The sequence below is a fragment of the Sodalis sp. RH19 genome, from assembly GCF_047324215.1.
Classification (GTDB): Bacteria; Pseudomonadota; Gammaproteobacteria; order Enterobacterales; family Enterobacteriaceae; genus Acerihabitans.
Window position 1 is genome coordinate 3272538 of sequence record NZ_CP178734.1, and the last position, 21963, is coordinate 3294500.

At 58.6% G+C, this 21963-nt stretch carries 23 protein-coding genes and 1 pseudogene; 8 read left to right on the forward strand and 16 right to left on the reverse strand.

Features of this window, described 5'->3' with window-relative positions; translation table 11 throughout:
* The first annotated feature begins 81 nt into the window (after positions 1 to 81).
* On the forward strand, positions 82 to 165 hold the full coding sequence (gene azuC, locus ACL2XF_RS14870; RefSeq protein WP_162367771.1) for a stress response protein AzuC: 84 nt from the start codon (positions 82 to 84) through the stop codon (positions 163 to 165).
* Positions 166 to 228: 63 nt separating this feature from the next.
* Here the strand turns inward: azuC and ACL2XF_RS14875 are convergent, their stop codons facing one another.
* Entirely contained in the window at positions 229 to 1050 is an 822-nt protein-coding gene (locus ACL2XF_RS14875; RefSeq protein WP_410016247.1) for an alpha/beta fold hydrolase, read from the reverse strand.
* A 217-nt stretch (positions 1051 to 1267) separates the two neighbouring features.
* The gene (locus tag ACL2XF_RS14880; protein ID WP_413727083.1) at positions 1268 to 2119 is read right to left on the reverse strand and encodes a hypothetical protein; all 852 of its coding nucleotides are present in this window, start codon (positions 2117 to 2119) and stop codon (positions 1268 to 1270) included.
* Between the two features lie 251 nt (positions 2120 to 2370).
* Between ACL2XF_RS14880 and ACL2XF_RS14885 the strand changes: the two genes are divergently transcribed.
* On the forward strand, positions 2371 to 2613 hold the full coding sequence (locus ACL2XF_RS14885; RefSeq protein ID WP_413727084.1) for a DinI-like family protein: 243 nt from the start codon (positions 2371 to 2373) through the stop codon (positions 2611 to 2613).
* Between the two features lie 157 nt (positions 2614 to 2770).
* Here the strand turns inward: ACL2XF_RS14885 and ACL2XF_RS14890 are convergent, their stop codons facing one another.
* Positions 2771 to 3001, reverse strand: coding sequence for a phage holin (locus ACL2XF_RS14890; RefSeq protein ID WP_410016250.1), 231 nt, complete (start codon positions 2999 to 3001; stop codon positions 2771 to 2773).
* A gap of 63 nt (positions 3002 to 3064) precedes the next feature.
* The gene (locus ACL2XF_RS14895) at positions 3065 to 3289 is read right to left on the reverse strand and encodes a PerC family transcriptional regulator (RefSeq protein WP_410016251.1); all 225 of its coding nucleotides are present in this window, start codon (positions 3287 to 3289) and stop codon (positions 3065 to 3067) included.
* A 212-nt stretch (positions 3290 to 3501) separates the two neighbouring features.
* Here ACL2XF_RS14895 and ACL2XF_RS14900 point away from each other — a divergent pair, with 212 nt between their 5' ends.
* Positions 3502 to 4158, forward strand: coding sequence for a LexA family protein (locus tag ACL2XF_RS14900; RefSeq protein ID WP_410016252.1), 657 nt, complete (start codon positions 3502 to 3504; stop codon positions 4156 to 4158).
* A gap of 96 nt (positions 4159 to 4254) precedes the next feature.
* On the opposite strand, the gene ACL2XF_RS14905 is transcribed toward ACL2XF_RS14900, so the two are convergent.
* Together ACL2XF_RS14905 and ACL2XF_RS14910 are read right to left on the reverse strand one after the other, a co-directional pair.
* Positions 4255 to 5019 carry an SDR family NAD(P)-dependent oxidoreductase gene (locus tag ACL2XF_RS14905; protein WP_413727085.1) on the reverse strand — a complete coding sequence of 255 codons (765 nt, stop codon included), beginning with the start codon at positions 5017 to 5019 and terminating at the stop codon, positions 4255 to 4257.
* Positions 5020 to 5654: 635 nt separating this feature from the next.
* The gene (locus tag ACL2XF_RS14910) at positions 5655 to 6230 is read right to left on the reverse strand and encodes a TetR/AcrR family transcriptional regulator (RefSeq protein WP_413722227.1); all 576 of its coding nucleotides are present in this window, start codon (positions 6228 to 6230) and stop codon (positions 5655 to 5657) included.
* Positions 6231 to 6450: 220 nt separating this feature from the next.
* On the opposite strand from ACL2XF_RS14910, the gene ACL2XF_RS14915 reads away from it, so the two are divergent.
* A complete protein-coding gene (locus ACL2XF_RS14915; protein WP_413727086.1) occupies positions 6451 to 7533 on the forward strand; it encodes an MBL fold metallo-hydrolase in 1083 nt (360 codons plus the stop codon).
* On the opposite strand, the gene ACL2XF_RS14920 is transcribed toward ACL2XF_RS14915, so the two are convergent.
* The 8 genes from ACL2XF_RS14920 to ACL2XF_RS14955 all read right to left on the reverse strand — a co-directional run bounded on the left by ACL2XF_RS14920 (position 7530) and on the right by ACL2XF_RS14955 (position 17235).
* Positions 7530 to 9251 carry a lysophospholipid acyltransferase family protein gene (locus ACL2XF_RS14920; RefSeq protein WP_413727087.1) on the reverse strand — a complete coding sequence of 574 codons (1722 nt, stop codon included), beginning with the start codon at positions 9249 to 9251 and terminating at the stop codon, positions 7530 to 7532. The genes ACL2XF_RS14915 and ACL2XF_RS14920 overlap by 4 nt on opposite strands.
* Positions 9252 to 9397: 146 nt before the next feature.
* Positions 9398 to 11116, reverse strand: a complete 1719-nt coding sequence (locus ACL2XF_RS14925; protein WP_413727088.1) for an ABC transporter ATP-binding protein — start codon at positions 11114 to 11116, stop codon at positions 9398 to 9400.
* A 10-nt stretch (positions 11117 to 11126) separates the two neighbouring features.
* Entirely contained in the window at positions 11127 to 12074 is a 948-nt protein-coding gene (locus tag ACL2XF_RS14930; RefSeq protein ID WP_413727089.1) for an acetamidase/formamidase family protein, read from the reverse strand.
* 53 nt (positions 12075 to 12127) lie between these two features.
* Positions 12128 to 13735, reverse strand: a complete 1608-nt coding sequence (locus tag ACL2XF_RS14935; protein ID WP_413722222.1) for an ABC transporter substrate-binding protein — start codon at positions 13733 to 13735, stop codon at positions 12128 to 12130.
* Positions 13732 to 14667 carry an ABC transporter permease gene (locus tag ACL2XF_RS14940; protein ID WP_413727090.1) on the reverse strand — a complete coding sequence of 312 codons (936 nt, stop codon included), beginning with the start codon at positions 14665 to 14667 and terminating at the stop codon, positions 13732 to 13734. Before ACL2XF_RS14940 ends, ACL2XF_RS14935 begins: the two co-directional genes overlap by 4 nt.
* Positions 14667 to 15509, reverse strand: a complete 843-nt coding sequence (locus tag ACL2XF_RS14945) for an ABC transporter permease (RefSeq protein ID WP_413727091.1) — start codon at positions 15507 to 15509, stop codon at positions 14667 to 14669. Before ACL2XF_RS14945 ends, ACL2XF_RS14940 begins: the two co-directional genes overlap by 1 nt.
* A 2-nt stretch (positions 15510 to 15511) precedes the next feature.
* Positions 15512 to 16105, reverse strand: a complete 594-nt coding sequence (locus tag ACL2XF_RS14950) for an ANTAR domain-containing response regulator (protein WP_413727092.1) — start codon at positions 16103 to 16105, stop codon at positions 15512 to 15514.
* Complete coding sequence (locus tag ACL2XF_RS14955; RefSeq protein ID WP_413722218.1) at positions 16102 to 17235, reverse strand: transporter substrate-binding protein; 1134 nt, start codon at positions 17233 to 17235, stop codon at positions 16102 to 16104. Before ACL2XF_RS14955 ends, ACL2XF_RS14950 begins: the two co-directional genes overlap by 4 nt.
* A 351-nt stretch (positions 17236 to 17586) precedes the next feature.
* Here ACL2XF_RS14955 and ACL2XF_RS14960 point away from each other — a divergent pair.
* Both ACL2XF_RS14960 and ACL2XF_RS14965 read left to right on the forward strand, forming a co-directional pair.
* Positions 17587 to 17745, forward strand: a pseudogene (locus tag ACL2XF_RS14960) (GMC oxidoreductase); the annotation flags it as partial.
* An 87-nt stretch (positions 17746 to 17832) separates the two neighbouring features.
* Positions 17833 to 18801: an alpha/beta hydrolase gene (locus tag ACL2XF_RS14965; RefSeq protein WP_413727093.1), complete on the forward strand. Its 969-nt coding sequence runs from the start codon at positions 17833 to 17835 to the stop codon at positions 18799 to 18801.
* 129 nt (positions 18802 to 18930) lie between these two features.
* Here the strand turns inward: ACL2XF_RS14965 and ACL2XF_RS14970 are convergent, their stop codons facing one another.
* On the reverse strand, positions 18931 to 19428 hold the full coding sequence (locus ACL2XF_RS14970) for a cupin domain-containing protein (RefSeq protein ID WP_410016260.1): 498 nt from the start codon (positions 19426 to 19428) through the stop codon (positions 18931 to 18933).
* 153 nt (positions 19429 to 19581) lie between these two features.
* Between ACL2XF_RS14970 and ACL2XF_RS14975 the strand changes: the two genes are divergently transcribed.
* Entirely contained in the window at positions 19582 to 20070 is a 489-nt protein-coding gene (locus ACL2XF_RS14975) for an RrF2 family transcriptional regulator (RefSeq protein WP_410016261.1), read from the forward strand.
* 42 nt (positions 20071 to 20112) lie between these two features.
* On the opposite strand, the gene ACL2XF_RS14980 is transcribed toward ACL2XF_RS14975, so the two are convergent.
* Positions 20113 to 21012 carry a LysR family transcriptional regulator gene (locus ACL2XF_RS14980; protein ID WP_413727094.1) on the reverse strand — a complete coding sequence of 300 codons (900 nt, stop codon included), beginning with the start codon at positions 21010 to 21012 and terminating at the stop codon, positions 20113 to 20115.
* Positions 21013 to 21146: 134 nt separating this feature from the next.
* Here ACL2XF_RS14980 and ACL2XF_RS14985 point away from each other — a divergent pair, with 134 nt between their 5' ends.
* Complete coding sequence (locus tag ACL2XF_RS14985) at positions 21147 to 21623, forward strand: carboxymuconolactone decarboxylase family protein (protein WP_410016263.1); 477 nt, start codon at positions 21147 to 21149, stop codon at positions 21621 to 21623.
* Positions 21624 to 21963 lie beyond the last annotated feature (340 nt).

Genomic DNA, 21963 nt, shown 5'->3' on the forward strand with positions numbered 1-21963 from the left:
CATTTATGTGACGGAGGTCATATTATTACCTCATCAAACGCAAACACGTTACAGGCGAACAAACCTGGTGAGGGAAAGCATATGAAATTCCGTAAATTCCTGAAAAAAATTCTGCTGTCATACGTTAATACCGTGAAAGACGTACCGCCCGGTGCCATGTATTAATTTCCATGACGTCAAAAAAGCTGCCGCGGCAGCTTTTTTTTTGGCAAAAAAACGCTGATGAAATCAGGCCTGGAGAAATTCAAGCAGCGCGGCGTTCACCTTATCGGCATCCACGGTACACATACCGTGGGACGCGCCGGCCAATACTTTTAACGTGGCGTCGGGAATGATCTTGGCTGATTTACGGCCCGAAACCTCTAGCGGCACGATTTGATCGTCATCGCCCTGCAGCACCAGGGTCGGCACGTCGAATTTTTTCAGATCCTCGGTGAAATCCGTCTGCGAGAACTGCTTGATGCAGGCATATTGCCCGGCGATGCCGCCCGCCATCCCCTGCAGCCAGAAAGCATCTATCACCCCCTGGGAGAGTTTGGCGCCGTCGCGGTTATAACCATAAAACGAGACCGCGAGATCTTGATAAAATTGCGATCGATCCGCCGACACGCCGGCCCGGATACCGTCGAAAACCGTTATCGGCACGCCCTCGGGATTCGCCGCCGTTTGTAGCATCAGCGGCGGCACCGCGCTTATCAGCACCGCTTTGGCCACGCGTCCGGTACCATGGCGACCGATATAGCGCGCCACTTCCCCGCCGCCGGTGGAATGGCCGATAAGGATGGCGTCCTGCAGATCCAGGCTGGCGATAAGGGCCGCGAGATCATCGGCATAGGTATCCATATCATTCCCGTCCCACGTCTGGGCCGACCGGCCATGGCTGCGCCGGTCATGGGCGATAACCCGATAGCCCTTGTCGGCAAGGAACATCATCTGGCTGTCCCAGGCATCGGCGGTCAGCGGCCAGCCGTGGGAAAAAACCACCGGCTGGCCGGTGCCCCAGTCCTTATAGAATATCTGCGTCCCGTCATCGGTTGTGATAGTGCTCATGTTGTCTGATCCTTTTTTCGGGTGAGTGGGGATAAGAGCCGCCGACGCTATCGTCGGCATTGCATACGGGGCATGAGAACGCCTGGCGGGCGCCATCAATTACCGGGTCAACCTATCAAGATTAGGAACGAAAAGAGTAAGCCGCCATCCGCCGCCAAAAGATAATGGCGGCTTGATGCCGGCAAAAAGAATATGCAGGCCTAAGGTCACAGGAAAATCAATGTGATTCCGCGCTGTCCCAATACTGGTATTGCGTGGCCGTGCTGCGGTGTCGTCTGATAATCGACTGCGGTAAAATTTCCGTGTCGCTGCCATAGCTCAGGATACAGTTGCCCACGTCGTCGTTGCGCTGGCACTGCTCCACTTTGGTGAGCTGGCTTACCGGCGTCCGTGACACCGAGAAAGAACCCGCCTCCCTGCCGTCGGCATCATACTGATAACGGGTTTGACCATGGTTCGAACGCATCGAGATGAAATAACCTTTTTTATCATAGGCGTAAATATATTCATCGTTGCTGAACGCGTCGGTGCCCCGCGCCGTGCTTTTGACCAGACGCAAATGATTATCGTAGTCATAGGTCCCGGTGGTAAATCCGGGCCGCTCGTTAAGGGTAAAGGCATCGGTCGAGGAGGTGATCACGCCGTTTTTACCGGTAAAAAAACGGCTTTTGCCCTGCTTATGGTTAACCAGCGTTGGCTTGCCGTCTCGATCGATAATGATGGCGATATCGTACTCGCTCTCCCAGCCATCAGCGGATTTTACCGTGTGATTGGACATGCGCAGGGTCATGCGGCCCTCCGTTTTGTGGTAATCGTACGCTTCCTCGATAAGGGCGCCGCAGGTGTCGAAACTGATGCTTGAGCGGGCCTGTTCATCCAGATCTTTTCCCACCATCCCCGCCACCACCAGCCGGATGTCGCCTTTGGCGGTGCCGCTCAGCATGATGAGGTTATTACTGTCATTGATATTTTTTTTTGCCGCGGGGCATTCTTTTTCAGCCGCGGCCGCATTGACGGCCAGGCCGGCCAGCAGGATCAACACCGGCAATCGGTAAATTGGATTAATCATATGTTTTCCCAGGCATACCTGCGATTCGGTTACCATCAAAAATCAGGTAATTACAGCGGCGAACAGGATTTAGCGCACCGTAAAAGTATACCCCGCCAGGCAGGCCGGCGCCATGATTACGCCCGAACACGGCGGCTCAATGCCGCCCCGATCGACGCGGCGCCGTTTTTACCGCGAAAAACCGTCAAAGCAACTTGCATTCGCTCCGGAAAAAACTGTATATTTACCCAGTATAAATAAAAGGATAGATCATGCACGTTGAACTGATTTACGACAAAAGAAATTTTACCGCCTTGCCCGACGCCGGCGGTCTTATCCTGGCCGAGTTGACCAAACGCGTACAGCAGGTTTTCCCTGCCGCCGAGGTCAACATCAAGCCGATGCAGCGCAACGGCCTGGATACGGATGCCAGCAAAAGCGATAAAGCCATCCTGGCCCGCATCGTTGAGGAAATGTTCGATGACTCGGCGGAATGGCTTACCCTCGCAGAATAACAGGGAGTCAACCGCATGCCCCGGCGCCCGCCGGGGCTACGTTATCATGTCCCCTCTCCGATGAAATCCCATAGGTCCAGCCCGGACAATGCGGGTAGTCCCGCGCCCTCCCCCGGTTAATCAAGCCTGGGTGCCGGCATCGCCCGGCGCCTCGGCGTTACGACGGCGGAATAAGGGTATTGCCTTTCTGCGCGGCCCGCTCAATGGCTTTGGTCTGCCGCCGCTGAAAATACAAATTGGTGAAATAAGTGGCTATGCCAATCACCACCCCCAGGATGATGGCGATTTTGTCCCAGTCCAGATGGCATAGCCAGGTACCGATGTTGCCGATAGCGATAAGAAAACCGGACATAGAATAGGCTCCTGCGGTAGTCAATTTCCCGGGCATACGCTGTTCTCCACCTGTCGCGCAGAGCTTGCCCCCCGTTCAGGGACAATCCCCGGCGGACGTTCATTGCTCAATGATCCTTGCCTCGCTGATGCCGCCGTAATCGCCGCAAAAACAGTTGCCGTTCGTAATGCATTTTTCCCTACGGGCGATAAATCCTTCGCGCAGGCGTTCATGCGTATCCGGCGTAATATCGATTACCGCCAGCCACTGGCGCGCGGCGCGCCGCCATAACCGGCGGCTCTCCAGCCGCTTGGCCAGGGTGATTGCTGTTATTAGTTCCGTCATCGTGGGTACCTCCTTCTCCAGCACCGCGCCGGGCGAGGTTGCCGGGGTGCTTTTTTATGTCCGGAGGCCGCACCCCCGACATCATGCGTAGGATATGTTGTCTTTTTGCTTCATAAAGACCTTGATGTCAGATATACTGACCTTTAAATAGTAGGATATCTGACATAAAAAAGTCAATAAAACTTACATCAGATAATGGTAGGATAACCGACATGGAAATGAGCAATCGCATTCGTGCCAGGCGCAAAGAGTTAAACATCACCCAGCAGGTCCTGGCCAACCTGGTGGGGGTCAGCCGCGTCACGGTGACGGGATGGGAGTCGGGAGATTACCAGCCCGGCGGCGCCAATCTCCAGGCGCTGGCCGCAGCTTTGCAGTGTCGCCCCGCCTGGCTTGTGGACGGTAAAGGGGAAGCCGGCGCCGGGCATCCGCCCCTGCCGCCAACCGCACGTTTCGGCATTAAGGAAATCCCGTTGTTATCCTGGGTGCAGGCCGGTATTTGGACCGAATCGGAAAAACCCGTCACCCTCGATGATGCCAGGGATTGGATTTATACCACGGCCTCGGTGTCGGAGTTCGCTTTTGCCCTTAAGGTCAGGGGGGATTCCATGACCAATCCCCATGGCGCGCCCAGTATCCCCGACGGTTCGGTGGTCGTGGTCGATCCCGATTTTGGCGGCAGTGATGAAGCCAACGGTAAGATCGTGGTCGCCCAACTGGAAGGCAGCAACGAAGCCACCCTGAAAAAATTCACCACCGACGGCCCGTTTAAATATCTGGTACCGCTCAATCCCAACTATAAAATGCTCGAAGTAAACGGCAACTGCCGGATCATCGGCGTCGTCAAACAAATCATTATGGATTTGTAAGCCTTGCCGTATCACCGGCAGGTCGGTTTTCAAACCTGAACGGCTTTATCTGCCGGCGTCAGTTTTGCGACATCGCGCCGGCCTTCTTCCCTTTTGTTACATCGCGCTTTGGCCGCCATCCACCACCAGCGCCTGTCCCGTCACATAGGAGGCGCGATCCGATAGCAGGAACAACGCGACCTGCGCCATTTCTTCCGGTTCCGCCATGCGTCCCAGCGGGATGCCCACGGCATAGGGATGCGAGGCGTTGCCTTGTTCATCGGTGGTAATACGGCCCTGCGTCATCGGCGTGCGGGTGATGGACGGATTAATGGAATTCACCCGGATACCGGCCGGCCCAAACTCCACGGCCGCCGCGCGGGCGAGCGAGACTATGCCGCCTTTGCTGGCGCTGTAAACCGTCGTCCCGGGCTGGGCGATGTTCGCCAGTACCGAACCGTTAAAGACAATCGCGCCGCCGCCTCCCTGACGCTTCATCTGAGCGACTTCCGCCTGCAGGCAAAAGAACGCCGCTTTCAGGTTGGTGTCAAGAACGCGATCCCACAGCGCTTCGTCGAGAGAATCCATCGGACCGCCGCCGGACACGCCGGCATTATTGAACGCGCAGTCCAGCCTGCCGTAATGCGCCGCCGCCTGCTCAATGACCGCGGCGATAGTCTCTGTGCGCGTCAGGTCCGCCGCAATAAATAATGCGCTGCCGCCCGCCTTGACAATCTCGGCCACCACGGCGCGCCCGGCGTCTTCCTGCCGCCCGGTTAACACCACCCGCGCGCCTTCGCGGGCGAACAGGATAGCGCTGGCCCTGCCGATGCCCGACGTGCCGCCGGTAACCAATGCCACCTTACCTTGCAGTAAACCCATGGTTGTTCCCCTGTCTCTGTTGTTATGATTTAGCGGAGCGGATAATGCGTTGCCACGTTATTTAGATGATGACTGACATCTAATTTCGATTATATGTTGATCGACATCTATTATGTCAACGACGGCCGGCGTTATTTTTGCGCGGTGAACAAAGAGGGGGAATGACGACAAATTAAGGACGCAAGGCATTGGCTACATCCGGGCGGATGCAGCATCCTGAGACAAGGCCACCGCCGGGCTAACCGAACAGGCGACGCTGATACGCGATCAGCTTATGGCCAGACGTGAATCCAGCAGATGCCCGCGGCCAGGATAAAAAAAGCCATAAAGCACAGCGTTGTTACCTGGGAGTAAGTTAATTCGCATTTATTTTCGGTCATATTTTTCCTCGCTAATAAAACATGCCCATACCATCGCCTTGACCACCGCCTTTCCACGGCCCTAAAAACCGGGACATGCGCACGACGGCCGCTGCACGACGTGTTATTGCCGCCGTTCGCATCCTATAAAGCTATACCAGCGTGCTAACATAATATCAATATCCTATTGGCAAAGCGTTGGATGAATACACGCCCCGACGCCGTGCCGGGGCTTATCCACCCTGATGAATCTCTTTGCCTGGCGCGCGGCGTGGTTCATTGCTCGTTGGCGCAAGCCCGCCACATGGCATCGAATCCTGCCGCCTTGTAGGCCGCGATTTCATCCGTTCCGCGCGCTGCAAATTCCATCGTGGTTTGCGCCAGCGCCATAAATATCGCCTCGGCAAAAGCCGACTGCCCTGTTATAAAAACATGATTGAAAAAACAGGCATCGGACAGCGCCTTTAAATCCGGAAACAGTTCGGCCACGCTGGCGAGAGTGGCGGGACTTATCTTTTCAGAAACGGCCAGCTGGCGCATCGCCTTATTAGCGGCTGGGTTAACCAAGCCCCACTCGATATAACTGTTCCATACAGCGCGCGCGCGCTCCTTAATCGGCCCGGCGCGGTTATAATCCAGCATCATCGCTCCGCACAGGTTTTGCTTGAGGTGCAGGTAGAGCGCATTCAGCAAGTCGTCTTTGGTGGCGAAATACCGGAACAGCGTGCCTTCGGCGACACCCGCCCTTACGGCTATGCGCGCGGTGGACGCGCCCAACCCAAACTCCGCGACAGTCACCGTCGCGGCCTCGAGCAGGGCAAGCCTTTTCTCTTCACTTTTCGGGCGAGCCACGCGGCACCCTCCTTTTTCGTCATCAAAAGATAGACCCCTGCCGCCTTATCGTCCGGCAATCAACGGTTTTTGCCGCAACGGGCAAGATCATATTGACGGTAAATCCGTTCCCCCTATAATGAGTATGTAATCACTCATATTCAAGCCATTTTACCATGCCCGCCCGTAGCGCCAAGGCATACTCCGCCAATAGAACGTTAGCCCAACGGTCGTGATCACCATGTTATCAGACAGATCCAGCGGTTTTTCCTCTTTTTTTTCTCTGCCGGCATTCGGTAAATTGCCCGCGGGAAAGCGTTTGGAGCGTATCAGCGCCTCCGTTAACTTCACCGGCGGCGAGTTTCGTAACCCACTGCCCACGCCCCAGCTGACAGAAGGCGCCGGATATGTGGCGCTGTTATGGGAATTTATTTTCGGTAGCCGTCAACGGGTGAAACCCGCGGGTGCCCTGCCGATGGTGAAAACAGACCTGAAAGCGCTTGATGCCGGCCAGGATACAGTGCTATGGCTGGGGCATTCGTCTTATTTTATGCAGCTTGGCGGCCACAGGATCCTGATAGACCCGGTATTCAGCGCCTACGCCGCGCCCTTTTCTGTTTTTAACCGGGCTTTTAAGGGCGACTATCCGTATTCCGCCGCGGATATGCCCGAGATCGATTACCTGATTATTTCCCACGATCATTGGGATCATCTGGATTATCCCACCCTGACCGCCCTGAGGACAAAAATAAAAACCATCCTTTGCCCGCTGGGCGTCGGCGCGCATTTGGAATATTGGGGGTTCTCACCGGAGATTATCCATGAATCGGATTGGGACCAGGAATGGGTTTTTGCCGCCGATTTTACCGTCCATGTCCTGCCGGCCCGTCATTTTTCCGGCCGTGGCCTGGCCCGCAACAAAACGTTGTGGGCCAGCTTTATGTTGGAAACACCGGCCCGCAGGGTTTTTTACAGCGGCGACAGCGGCTACGGGCCGCATTTTGCCGCTATAGGCGACCGCTTTGGCGCGGTCGACCTGGCCATTATGGAGAATGGGCAATACGACAAGAGCTGGAAGTACATTCATATGATGCCTGAGCAAGTTGCCCTGGCGGCGACGGACGTGCGCGCCGGCGCGCTGTTAGCCGGTCACTCCGGGCGGTTTTGCATGTCCAACCATGCCTGGGACGATCCGTACATCCGCCTGTCCGCCGCCAGCCGGGATAAAACCTACAGACTCTTGACGCCGGTGATTGGCGAAGCCGTATTGCTGGACCGCCCGGGGCAGGCATTCACCCGGTGGTGGGAAAAGACTGACGGTTAAGCGGGCTGCTTAAGCGCGGCGTTATGGAAGCCAATATAGCGGGCATAACGCGCGGGTTTGAGTTGGGTCAGGTCAACCAGCACCAGTCCGTCTATACAGTTGTTGAACGCGGGGTCGCTGCCGAAGTCGATAAATTGCACGCCGCCGGTGGCGCACAGTTCAGAATACTGCTTGTACAGCGGCGGGATACTGCAGCCAAAATGACTTAACAGCTGCTTTAGCTTTTGCAAATCCGCCTGATAATCATCCCCGGTAAATTGCGCCAGCACCTCGGGCAGCGACGCCGGATAGGGCCGCCGCGATGTCGCCAGCGGCAGCGCCGGGGCAAAATAGAGTCGGTAAAACGCGACCAGTATATCCCGCGCCGCCAGCGGCAGGCCGCCGGAAATCGACACCGGGCCGAACAGATAGCGGTATTGCGGATAGGTAGCCAGATACGCGCCAATCCCCAGCCACAGGTAATCCAGGCCGCGCTTGCCCCAATACCGGGGCTGGATAAAACTCCGCCCCAGCTCGATACCCTGATCGAGAATGGGATCCATTTCATGGCCATAATGGAACAGGCTCTGGCTGTAGAGACCCGCAATGCCTTTTTGCTTAATGTGCCCGGCGGTGGGAATAAAGCGGTAGGCGCCGATGATCTCCAGCTCCTGCGGATCCCAGAGCACCAGGTGATAATAATCGTCGTCATAGCTATCGAGATCGCGGCGGCGGCCGCTGCCTTCCCCGACGGCGCGAAAGGCGATTTCCCGCAGACGGCCCAATTCGCGCAATATCGGCACGTACTCTTCGCCGGCGCGCCGGTATAAATAGATGATTTTGCCATCAGGCGTCCGGCCCAGCGTTTCGCTGGCGGACAGCGCGCGCTTCAGGACGGCGCGATCTTCGGCGCGGGCAATGGCCGACTCGGTGGCGAACAAACCGTCTTTACCCAGCCCGATGCGGTAAACATGACGGCGAAAGCGTCCGGCCAGGACATTGACGTCGGTATGGCCATCATGCCAGTTGGCGTAGGGTATGCGCGCGCCGATATGTAATTTAAGGCGGTTGCCGCGCTGGCGGAACATCTCCCGCACCAATAACAGCGAGGACAGCGGGCGGTAAAGCAGCGAACACAGATAAAACCACGCGCTGTTGCCGCCGCCGATATGCACCGGCACGACGGGCGCACGGCTTTTGGCGGCCAGACGGATAAAACCGGTGCGCCAGCGGCCGTCACGTACGCCTTTGCTGCCAAGACGCGAGACTTCTCCCGCCGGGAACACGATCAGCACGCCCTGGTTATCGAGGTGTTCCTGCATCAGCGCCACCTGCGTACGGCGCGTCCGGTTGCCCATATTATCCACCGGGATCATCAGGCTGCTTAACGATTCCACGCGCGACAGCAGCCGGTTCGCCACCACCTTGACATCGCTGCGCACCGACGCGACCGCGCGCAGCAACACCAGCCCGTCGATGGTGCCGATCGGATGGTTGGCCACCACCACGACCGGACCGTAGCTGGGGATTTGCTCAAGATCGCGCTCGGTCAGTTCGCACTGGATATTTAAAAATTCAAGGATCTGCTCCACCATGTCCAGTCCCTTCAGATGCCGGTAATTATCGGCTAACTGATGAAACTCTTTTTCGCGAAATAGCCATTTCAGCAGCCTGAGTTGCCAGGGCGCGGTTTTATGCCGTGGGTTCAGATCCTGAAGCACCGTTTCCATGCTAAACATAGGAACACCTCCAAATGCGTTCCTCCGACCATAAACAGCATCGATGACAACGACATGGCGGGCAGATGACAGATTGGGTAATCCCTCATCTGCGGCTCAGGACCGCTGCTTCGCAAACGACACAGCCGCTCGCGGCCATGTCATGCTTAACAGGCAGCCAGGTGTCCGTTGCCGTAGTCGGTAAACTGCTGCGGCGGACTTTGCCAGCCAAGCGGCTTGATGGGGTCCGGGCGGGCCATATCGGTCAGCAGACTGTGGAAATCCCGTTTTTGGCTGACGTCCGGCATGGGCACCGCGCTCAGCAGCCGGCGGGTGTAGGGATGACGCGGATGATGCAATACCTGATCCCGTGGGCCAATCTCGACAATCCGGCCGGCGAACAGGACCGCGACCCGATGGCAAATGCGCTCCACCACCGCCATGTCATGGGAAATAAAGACATAGCTGAGCCGGTACTCCCCGCGCAACGCCTCCAGCAACGCCAGCACCTGCGCCTGCACCGACACGTCCAGCGCCGATACCGATTCATCGGCGATGATAAGCCGGGGGTTCAGCGCCAGCGCCCGGGCAATGCAAATACGCTGCCGCTGGCCGCCGGAGAACTGGTGCGGATAGCGATCCATGACACCGGCCGGCAACCCGACCTGTTCCAGCAGCTGGCCCACGCGCGCGCGTCTTTCCTCCCCGCGCATGCGCTGATGGATAAGCATCGGCTCCCCCACCAGTTCAAAAACCGATTGGCGTGGATTAAGCGCGGCGTACGGGTCCTGGAACACCATCTGGATCTCCTGGCGCACAGCGTTGAGCGCGTCCCCTCGCAGGCCGTTAAGTTCCTGCCCGGCCAGCCGCGCGCTGCCCTCGAACGGCACCATATTCATCAGCGCCTTGCCGAGGCTGGACTTACCGCAACCGCTTTCGCCCACAATGCCTAAGGTCTCTCCCGGCCAGAGATCAAACGTGACGTTATCCACCGCAAAGACCTGGCGGCGCGGGCTAAAGCCCTCCCGGCGCACCGGGAAACGTACCGTCAGGCGGTTTACCGACAGCAGCGGCTCGGCATGCTCCACCGGGGCAATCGGCGGCGCGCTGCCCAGCACCGGCACCGCCGCCAGCAGCTTGCGGGTATAGGCTGCCCGCGGCGTGTGGAACAGCTGCGCCGCCGGGGCGCGCTCCTCAATGCGTCCCTGGTTCATGACCACCACGTCATCCGCCATTTCCGCTACCACCCCCATATCATGGGTGATCATCAATACGCTGGTATTGAACTCCCGCTGCAGCTCGCGCATTAACTGCAGGATTTGCGCCTGGATGGTGACATCCAGCGCGGTGGTCGGCTCATCGGCAATCAGTACACGAGGTTTGCACAGCATCGCCATGGCAATCATCACCCGCTGGCGCATCCCGCCGGACAGTTCGTGCGGGTACTGTTTAAGACGCTTTTCCACCTGGGTGAATTTTACCGCGTCCAGCATCTCCACGACCCGCATACGCCGGGCACGGCGATCGAAGGGTTCATGGCGTTGCAGCGTTTCCTCCAGTTGTTGCCCGACGGTCATCAGCGGGTTAAGGGAGGTCATCGGCTCCTGGAAAATCATGCCGATCTGCTTGCCGCGCAGCGGCTGCATCTCAGGATCCGACAGGCTCAGCAGATCGCGGCCGTCAAATACAATGGCCCCGCCGGGCACGCTCGCCTCATTGGGCAGCAGCCCCATAATGGCCAGGGACGCCAGGGATTTGCCGCTGCCCGATTCCCCGGCGATGCACAACGTTTTGCCCGGCAATAATGCAAAGCTGACATCATCCACCACCCGGCGGGAGCCGAATTCAATTGACAGACGCTCCACTGAAATCAGGGCTGGCTGCATCGCAAGTACCTCACTGTAAAACCAGTTTCGGAAAGTAGAACGACACCACCCAGTTCGGCATGTCGACAATTTCACTGATGCGGAGATCGCCGCAGACCGAGCACAGCATATAGGCATCCTCCGGGCTCATATGCTGCTCCCGGCACAGGGCGTCGATACAGTAGCGCAGCGCGTCACGGGCGGCGGTCATCAGATCCGGACCTACGCCGGTAAATACCTCGTATCCCGCCTTGTCGAGATGATCGGTCACCGGCCCTGGGGTGGAAAAACGCGGCGTGGCCAACGGCATGTTTTTTACCACCTCCAGTTTCACCACCGCGTCCATGGCGCTTTCAATCGCCGTGCCGCACACCTCGCCGTCGCCCTGCGCGGCATGGGTATCGCCGATCGAAAACAGCGCGCCCTCCACTTCCACCGGCAGGTAAAGGGTACAACCCGCGTTGAGATCGCGAATATCCAGGTTGCCGCCCACCCGCCTGGGCGGCACGATGGAATGCAGGCCCGCCTCGGCCGGCGCCACGCCGATGGTGCCGGCAAAAGGCTTCAGCGGCACCCGTCCATGGCGGCCAAACGCGCAGGGCGCCAGCGTGGTTTTATCGTAATGCCATAAGGCCAGCGCCGGCGTGGTGAACTGATCCGCCAGCAGCCCGAAGCCGGGGATATTGGCCGTCCAGCCGAAACCGGAGGGGCGGAAGGCGTCGATAGTCACTTTCAGCACATCACCAGGCAAGGCGCCTTCCACGTATACAGGACCGTTAACCGGATTGATTTTGTCAAACGGCATGGCGCCGACATCGGCGGCGGTGGATTGCGGCGTGAAAAAACCGTTGGACGAGTCAAGACAGTGAAACTCAAGCGTGGTGCCGGACGCGACGCGGGCCTCGGGGACAAGGCTGTTATCCCAGCCGAAATGGTGCTGCGCGTGATGAATGGTTTTAACCAGGCAGTTTTGACACATGCCATCTCTCCTTCAATAGCGGCGAACCGGTGCCGGCCGGCCCGCCAGGCGGATTATTTTTTCCAGATATAGTCATAGTTGACCGGAACATGCACCGGGTCGACGTACAGCGCGTCCTCCCCGCCCATATTGGCGGAACGTACCGTGAAACGTTTTTCGTTAAAAATGGGCACCCAGGGCGCATCATCCATGGCGCTGATGAAAATTTTGCGCCAGGCGGCGATACGCGCGTCCTGCTGATCGGGTTTGGCCATGCTGTCGGCTTTTTCGGCTTCGGCGTCCAGGGTTTTATTACAGTAGCGCGCCCAGTTCCAGCCGCCATCCACCGCGCCGCCGCAGCCGAGGATCGGTCCCCAGAAGTTGGATGGATCCGGGAAGTCGGCAATCCACGCCATGCCGCCGGACCAGACCATCGGCGCCTGATCGGCTGAACCGCCTGCGGCAATGACGTTGGCCTGGGCCAGAGATTTAATGCTGGCGCGAATACCCACCTTGGCCAGATCCTGCTGGATAGACTGGGCGATGCGCGGCTGCGGATCGGTATTCATCACATACAGTTCGGTGCTGAAACCATTGGCAAACCCTGCCTCGCCAAGCAGCTGTTTGGCCTTCGCCACGTCATAACCCAGCCCTTTATAGGCGGTGTCATAGCCGGGCATCGCCGGGGGTAGCGGCTGGTTGGCCGCAACGGCGCGGCCGTTGATAATGCGCACGATACGATCTTTGTTGATGGCCATATTGACCGCCTGACGCACCTTCAGGTTATCGAACGGCTTTAGGGTGGTTTTCATGGTCAGGTAACCGGTCTGGAGCTGATCGCCGGTCACCAGCAGCCCCTTATATTTGGGGTCTTGCTTAAATTGCAGGAACCGGGCCGGCGGCACGCCGTCACCGGCGATATCCACTTCCCCGCGCTCAAGGCGCAGCAGGGCCACCGAGGGATCCTGCCCCACTTCAAAGGTGATGGTATCAAGGTGCGGCAGACCACTGCGGAAGTAGTTGGGATTCTTCTTGAACACCAATTCCTGGCCAAGCTTCCATGTGCTCAACTCAAAAGCCCCGGTGCCAACCGGATGTTTGCCGAAATCCGCGCCCCATTGTTCCACCGCTTCATGGGGAACGACAGAAGCGAAATTCAGCGCCATCACATGCAGGAAGGTGGCATTCGGCGCCTTGAGGGTGATCTTGACGGTATAATCGTCCGGCGTTTCAATACCGGCAAGGTGTTCCGCTTTACCGGACGCCATATCATCGTAGCCGGCAATGGAGCTGAAGAACCCGGCCCCCGGGCTTTGGGTTTTCGGATTAACGGTGCGCTCCAGCGAGTATTTCACGTCGGCAGCCTTCATCTCGCGGCCGTTATGGAACTTCACGCCTTTGCGCAGCGTAAACGTATAGACCAGCCCGTCATCAGAGACGGTGTAATTTTCCGCCAGGTCGTTGACCAGGTCGGTGGTGCCCGGTTTATAATCCATCAGGCCGTCAAACAGGCTTTTGATCATCGACCAGTTCTGCCAGTCATAACCAATCGCCGGATCAAGCGTCGCCACGTCATTCTGATACGTGACCACCGCATTGCCGCCCTGCCTCGCCTCCTCCGCATGGGCCGCCCCGGCGAAACATGCCGCCGCCACCGCCATCATCACTAAGCGCTTTTTCATGGTCTTCCCCTCGAGTTCTTGATATCAATGCGCGGATCCACCCATGGCAGCAGCAGATCCGCAATAAGGTTGCCGCCGACAATCGCCACCGCAGATACCGTGGTAACGCCGACAATTACCGGAATATCGACCTGCTGGATCGCCTGCCAGGCCAATTGCCCGATCCCCGGCCAGCCAAACACCGACTCCACCACCACCAGCCCGCCCAGGAAGATGCCGATATCAATGCCAATCATCGGGATCAGCGGCAATACGGCGTTGGGCAGCACATGACGGAACAGCACCCGCGCCCGGCTTAATCCTTTGGCCCGGGCGGTACGGACAAAATCCTCATGGAGGACGTCAATCATCATTGAGCGCAGCATGCGCGAATACCAGCCGCTGCCCAGCACGCCAAGCGTCAGCGCCGGTAGCGCCAGGTGACTAAAACCGCCGTAGCCACCCATCGGAAACCAGTCAAGCACCGCCGAAAACAGATACAGAAACAGCATCGCGGCGATAAATTGCGGTGCGGAAACGCCAATAAACGAGAAGGCCATCAGCAGTTTGTCGAGCAGGGTATTGCGTTTGACCGCCGCCAGGGTGCCGAGGGTAATGCCAAGTAAAAGTTCGCACAGGATCCCCGCCGCCATCAGTTCCAGGGACGGGCCGATGCGCGCGGAAATCAGCGCGCTCACCTCGCTGCGCTGGATAAATGAACGGCCGAGATCGCCATGCAGCAACCGCAGCAGATAGTGGGTATATTGCTGCCAGAACGGCAGGTCCAGCTCCAGTTGATGGCGGATGCTGGCGATCACTTCCGGGGTGGCGCTGCGCCCGGCAATCTGGCGCACCGGGTCCGCGGGCAGTAAAAACAGCAGCATATAGCTGATAAAGGTCACACCTAATAAAATCAGGGCGGCGTGCAGCAAACGACGGCTTATAAACGGCATCACAGACCTCGTTTCAGGGTGGGATCCAGCGCATCGCGCAGGGCGTCGCCGACGATATTAAACGCCAGCGACAGCAATACGATTGCCGCGCCAGGCAGGAATACCAGCCAGGGCGCCGACGTAAAATAGGTCTGGCTTTCAAAAATGATATTGCCCCAGCTCGCCATCGGCGGTTGTACCCCGACCCCCAGGAAGGAGAGCGTGGCTTCCAGCAATACGGTGGTGGAGATGCCGAGGGTGGCCCAGACCAGAATGGTGGGCACCAGGTGGGGAATCAGATGCACGATGAGGATTCGCCACGGTCCGGCGCCTATGGTGCGCTCCACGGCGACAAAATCACGCGCGCTGAGTGCGACGGTTTCGGCATAGATCACCCGCGCAATCTGGACCCAGTTCACCATGGCGATGACCAACGCGACGATCCACACGCTGGGCTGGAAAATCGCGGCGAGGGCGATAGCCAGCAGCAGCGCCGGAAACGCCATCATCAAATCGGTGATACGCATCAGCAGATTGCCGATGCGCCCCTGGATATAGCCGGCGCATAGACCGACCACCACGCCAATCAGCACCGCCATGCCATTGGCGACCACGCCCACCAGCAGGGAGGTGCGCGCCCCCCAGATAAGCCTTGAGAGCAGATCTCGGCCCAGCAAATCAGTGCCGAGCCAGAAGCCGCGATCCGGCGGCAGCGGCGCACCGTCCAGGCTCAGGCCCTCGACAAACTGCTCATACGGGTCGAACGGGGCCAGCCAGGGGGCGAACAGCGCCGCCAGTATCACCAGCACAATAAACAGCACGGACAGCAACAGCATCGGACGGCGGTATAAACGCAATAACATGGTTAACCTTCTCCCAACCGTTGTTGTTGCCGGAAAGCGAGGTATTTTTCCGCCGCCTCTTCCATACGCAGGTTGTGGCGCATGGCTTCGCCGCGCAGCCCGGCCCATGCCTGCTGTTCATCGCAGTTACCGTCCACCATCAGCGCCGCGACGGCCCGGCTCACCACGGGCATGGCGCTGACGCGCAGGCGTAGCTGCATCAGTTGTTCCTCCTGCGTCGTAAGCTGGTGGCGCAGGCCGATAGCCATCATCAGGGTGGTATAGATGGCGCGTTGATTAATCGGTTTCGGCAGTAGCGCGGTCGCGCCGAGCACCAGCGCCCGTTGGATTTGCGATAAAGCCTCATGGGACGTCAGCACCACGATGGGCACCGCGCGCTGTCGCAGCATCTCCAGGGTCCTGGGACTGGCGAAATATTCCAGCTCCACCAGCGCGGCGCAAACAGGGCCAGGCGGCAGCGGGCCGTCGGCGCAAAGCGTAACCCAGCGCCCGCCCATGCGCGGCAGGCATTTTTCCAACGTCGCCAGCGTGCGGGGGTCGCAATCCACTAATAACAGCGGCCGCGTGTCAAAATCCGGAGGGGAGAGTGTCTTCATTTTACGATCCTCAATACGGGCCGCGTCGATGCCGGGGCAAAAGCAGCCTGGAGATCCGTCGCCGTTAAATACGGGTCGGGCGCGACCGGGTGCGACTCGCTGTACAGCAGGTGAAACGCGCCGTGGCGCAGTTCCGCGATATGGCAGGGCAAAAACGTGTGGTTATTGCGTGACGAGACAGACAGGGCGCCGAGGGCAGTTTGTTGCCCGTTAAGATACAGCGCCCGGCGGATGGCGTCCGGATCGCTGTCCATGGACTGTTGCAGGGCGTTGGCGAACAGTTTTACCGCCAGCCAGGCCCCGGTGTAATAGTGGGAAAAACGGGTCCAGCCATGCAGCAATTGTTGCCGATGACAGAAGGCGGTATTGGTGGCGGCAAAAAACGGACCGCAGGAGAGCAGCCGCAGCGCGCGTATTTCCCCCAACTGGCTGGTTTCCGCTTCGGTCAGGTTGCAGCTTAATACCGGCAACATCCGGCCGGCCTGGGCGCAGAGCCGATCCAGCCGGCGTAAAAAGGCATAAGAAGACTCGCCAACCAGGTTATTGAGTACAAAATCCGGCGCGGCCCGCAGGGTCTGCTCCGCCAGTTCCTCCACCGCGGTATGACCGAGATGCAGGTATTTCTCCGCCAGCACCTCGCCGCCGGCAATCTCGATCGCTTCCCGGGCGATGCGGTTGCTTTCCCAGCCCCAGACATAGTTTGATCCCGTCAGCCAGGCGCGTTTGCCGAATTCCCCCAGCGCCAGGCGCAATAGCGGCAATAATGTCTGGTTGGGACAGCCGCCCAGATAGATAACCTGCTCGCTGCTCTCATATCCTTCATACGGACAGCCGTACCACAGCAGGGCATTATGTTGCTCCAGATCGGGAATGATTTCTTTACGGCTGGCGGACGTGATAGTGCCGAAGATATGCCGCGCGCCGGCGCTTATCAGCCGTTCGACCCCCGCGCTATAGGCGCTAAGATTACCCGCCGGGTTGATATGGGTGGCGTTCAGGATATACGGGAAACAGGGATCGGCATTGGTTTCCGCCAATGCGTGACGCATCCCGGCCAGCGCGCTTTCCGCCATATGGCGGTAGGTGCCTTCGGTGGAAAGTAAGATACCGACCTCAATCACTGCGCGCATCTGCTGCCTTCCTCGCAAAAAAAAAGCCTGACCACCCGCAAAGGGGATCAGGCTTCATTACCTGTAAAGGTTGAATTTCACAAGACTTATGGGACCGTGCCCCGGCTTGACACGAAGGAATATGAAAGAAACGTGCCAATTTGCAATAAATAGCAATAACAAGGCGTTAATCAAATGTACCGGCGGACGATGCCCCATAACGGGGCAGTGATACACCATAATAGAACATTCAGCGCCGGCCGCGTGAGGCGCAATACCCCCTCTTATCGCCAAGGTTATCGGATACCGAAGGCCTTAGGTTTGGGCGTTTGCCCGAAGCTGTCTTTTTCCAGCGTGAACATAATCAATCACTCCGTCGTAAACAGTCCTTGCCACTCTCACGATCACCCTAATCTGTTTATTGCCGGCACCAGCGTGATGCCCTCCACCTCCTGCATGAACCCCACGCTTACCGGCGCGGCATTAAGCCTGCGTTTGGCGGATCATCTGCTGAAGGTGGTAAAGGTATAAGTTAAGCGTTAAATTCTGCCGCGGCTTGCTTCCCGGCGAGCCGCGGTGTTATTTTTTAGCGTAAACCCGCCCGAAGGACCTTCACGGATGAGTACTTACCATTTAGTCGATCCCGAACTGCAGCCATTATTATCACAACTGGAACATCCCACGCTTGATGCCCAGGTCCTGCCGGCGATGCGCGCCCAACGGCAGGCGGCCGCGCTGGACAACGCCGCGCGCGACGATGGGCTGGCGCTGTCCATGACCGAACATTCAATCCCCGGGCAGGACGGCGCGCCGCCGGTGCGGGTGATGGTTATCGCTCCGCTCGCGGTGAAAAAAGGCCGGATGGGCATCCTCCATATCCACGGCGGCGGATTTCTGATGGGTAGCCCGGAACAATCGCTGCCGCTTACCCGCCTCACCGCAAGCCGGCAGGATTGCGTCGTTGTCTCGGTTGATTACCGGCTGTCGCCCGAGACGCGCTTCCCCGGTCCGCTGGAAGATTGTTTTACCGCGCTGGCCTGGATGGCGCAATACGCTGGTGAATTGGGCGTTGATCCCCGGCACATCGGCGTGATGGGCGACAGCGCCGGCGCGGGACTGGCCGCCGGGCTGGCGCTGCTCGCCAGGGACCGTGGCGCACCGGCGCTGGCTTTTCAGAACCTGATGTACCCGATGCTTGATGATCGCACGGTGGTGGAGACCGATCCTAATCCGGTAACCGGCGAATTTATCTGGACGCGGGAAAGCAACCGTTTCGGCTGGCAGTCGTATTTGGGCGCCGAGCCGGGCGGCGAGGATATTTGCATGTATGCGGCGGCGGCGAGAGCGAATCACCTGGGCGGTTTGCCGCCAGCCTGGATTGGGGTGGGCACGCTGGATTTGTTTCTCGACGAAAATCTGGAGTATGCCCGCAGGTTAATCCGCGCGGGCGTGCCGGTAGCGCTGAACGTTTACCCCGGCGGGTTCCATGGTTTTAACGGCGATCCCAACGCGGATATCGCCCGCCGCGCCCGCAAAGACCGGCAGCTTTCTTTAAGCCGCTTTAACCCGGCACAACCGGGGGCCTAATGATACAGGCAATCCCAAACGCATGCCCATGCGACCGCTCTTGCCCTGGAGCCCCTTTTTTGACCAGAGGGAATGGCCCGGCATCGCTTATCTGAATCCGGCCCCCGGCTGACTCAAATCGTATCTTGATTACGACTGGCCCTCCGGCCGGTCCGGCATGCCCTCATGTGCGCCAAATTCCTGCTCTGGCGGTGACACCCAGCGGTCTTTGCGCGTCAATTCATATTGCTGGTTTTTTGGGTAATGGATCCTGTTATCGGGTTTGGACGCCTCGCCGACCACCAATAGCCGGACTTCTCGTTCGCTGTTATTGATAAAGGTATGGCAGATGCCTGTGCCGGCTGGGAATCCCACCGCTTCACCCGGCGAGAGCTGATGCATAACGCCGTTTATCCAGACATGCGGATGCCCTTCCAGCACATAGATAAACTCCTCCTCCGCGCTTTCAGCATGAGGATAGGTGGTCCGGCGCCCCGGCGGCAGCCGTTCATGATGAATACCAATCCGGCTAAGGCCAAGCATTCGGCCCAACGGCGCGCCAATCGACATGCGCTCGCCGCTATCTTCATAGGCCGCCACGTCGTCACCCTCCAGCTCACGCCAATGCCTGATAAATTCCGGACGCATATTGTGATCCTCCCTTACGCTGATTGTATCGTTAGAAGCCATTATTCAAAAAAATAGCTCAGAATAGGTTTACTTGGGCGGCATATTTACAAAACGTCTCAGTTACGGATATTATATATCCGTAACCGTCGTTGTGTTGTAACGGATAAAATCATGATCCTCAAGAGTCAGGTCGAGTGGGCCCTCCATTGCTGCGCCCTGCTCGCCGGTATGCCGGCGGAACGCTATTTGTCCACGAAAACCCTGGCGGAATTTCACGGCCTGCCGAAGGAATATCTGTCGAAAGCGCTGCAAAGTCTCTCCCAAGCCGGCCTGGTCGCGACCACGCTCGGCCCGGGCGGCGGCTACCGGCTGGCCAGGGCGCCGTCTGAGATCACCTTCCTGGATATCGTCGAAGCCGTCGAGGGTAAACGCCAGACGTTTATTTGCAATGAAATACGGGGCAACAACCCCTGCCGGGCAAAGGGAACCTGCGACAGCAAACCCTGTCCGATAGCGCGCATCATGTGGGATGCCGATGCGGCCTGGCGCCATTCCCTCGCGGGCGTAAGCCTGGCTTCCCTCGCGTTGACCCTGGCCGAGGATGTCCCGGACGACCTGCTCAAACGCACCATGGACTGGCTGCTGGAACACTCCGGCTGACACCGCGTACGCCATATCCCGCGCCGCTGTCCTTTCACCATGCTACCGGGACATCGCCGGATCGGCCCCTACCGCCGTCATCAGGAAATCCAGCACCGCCTTGACGCGCAGCGGGATATTGCGGCGCGAGAGATAGACCACATGCATAGGCAACCGGGACGGCGGAAAGCCTGGCATCACGGCGATAAGCCGGCCCGTCGCGATATCGGGGCCGGCAACGAGATGGGACAGGATCGCCAGCCCCGCACCCGAGAGCGCCGCGCGGTACACCGCAAGCGCATTATTGGAAATCAGCCTTGGCGCCACCCGCACGGCCGTCTCCGCCGAACCGTCGGAGAAATACCAGGTCATGCCCTCCCCGCCGCGGTTGTAGTAAAGACACTCATGGTGTTGTAACTCCGCCGGCGCGCTTGGCGCGGCGCTCCGGGACAGATAGGATGGCGCCGCCACAAGAAACGCCGTAGTCCACCCGATATGCCGGCAGATCAGCCCATTCGCCAACACCGGCCCCAGCCGGACCTCGAGATCAATCCCCTCTTCCAGCAGGTCAGACGGGTTTTCCCGCAGCACCAGTTCAACGGACAAACCGGGATAGGCCGCCAGAAACGGCGCCAGCAGCCCGCCCAGATACATCCCCAGCGGCCCCGGCACGCTCAGGCGCACCTTGCCCGAGGCGGCGGCGCAGCCCAGGCCGGCCGCGTCGCCCAGTTCGTCGACGGCCGCCAGTACCCTTAGCGCAAAAGGAATAGCCCGTTCCCCCTCGGCCGTCAGCGCCAGACCGCTCGTGGTCCGGTGCAGCAGCCGGATCGTTAAATGGCTTTCAAGCGCCGAAACCTGCCGGGAAACGGCTGGCTGGGTGACGCCCAGATCGGCGGCGGCGGCGGAAAACGAGCCGGTTTCGGCGACGCGCAGAAAGCTGCGCAAGGCGGATACTATGTCCATAAGGTCGCTCCATACTTTTGGTTATAGCCCCTATGCCGCCGTCTCGCTGCGGCGCAGCTTTACAGGCGCTTAATTAAGGATACTATATATCCATAAGGATAACAAATATCCTTAATAACCCGGAGAAATGACAAATGACCCAACGTCTCAATTATGCCCAGTTGTCCCCCGAGCAGTATCAGCAATTGATCGCGTTCTCGGCCGCCGTGCGAAACGGCGTCATCGAGGAGGGAATTATCGATTTGATCGAGGTGCGCGCCTCCCAGCTTAACGGCTGCGGTTTCTGCCTCGATATGCATATCAAACAGGCGACCATCCGCGGAGAGTCCGCGCTGCGCCTGCATCACGTGGCAATCTGGCGCGAATCCCCCCTATTCCAACCGCGCGAGCGCGCGGCGTTGGCGTGGGCCGAATCCCTCACCAAACTGTCGGGCGATGTGCCGGATGAGCTCTATGAACACGTGCGCGGCCAATTTTCCGAAAAGGAAATTTCCGATCTGACTTTCGCCGTCATGGCGATTAACGCCTGGAATCGCGCCGGCGTGGCTTTCCGGGCCGTACCGGGTTCGGCCGACAAGGTATTCGGTCTCGACAAGGCGGGTTTGCGTTAAGGCGGCCGATTCGCGGCTTTCGTCCTATCACGACAAAGCGCCCCGTGGCCGGGGCGCGAGGTAGGCAATGATGAAAATCGTTATCAATGGCGGTACCGGCCAGATCGGCGCTCCCTGCGTCACCCTTTCCCGGGCACAATAAAAACGGTTTGCCCTCGTCCCAATGACACGCCAGTATTGCGCCCGGGTTATTCCAAACCCAGTCGCTCCTTGCGCCAATGCTATTATGTGACGCATCTCCTGATCTTGCCGTTTAAACGGTAATCGGAAAAAAATTTTCCCTTTTTTAGGCTTTTTTATGAGCTTTGCGTGATAAACACCGTTCCTCATTTCATATTAT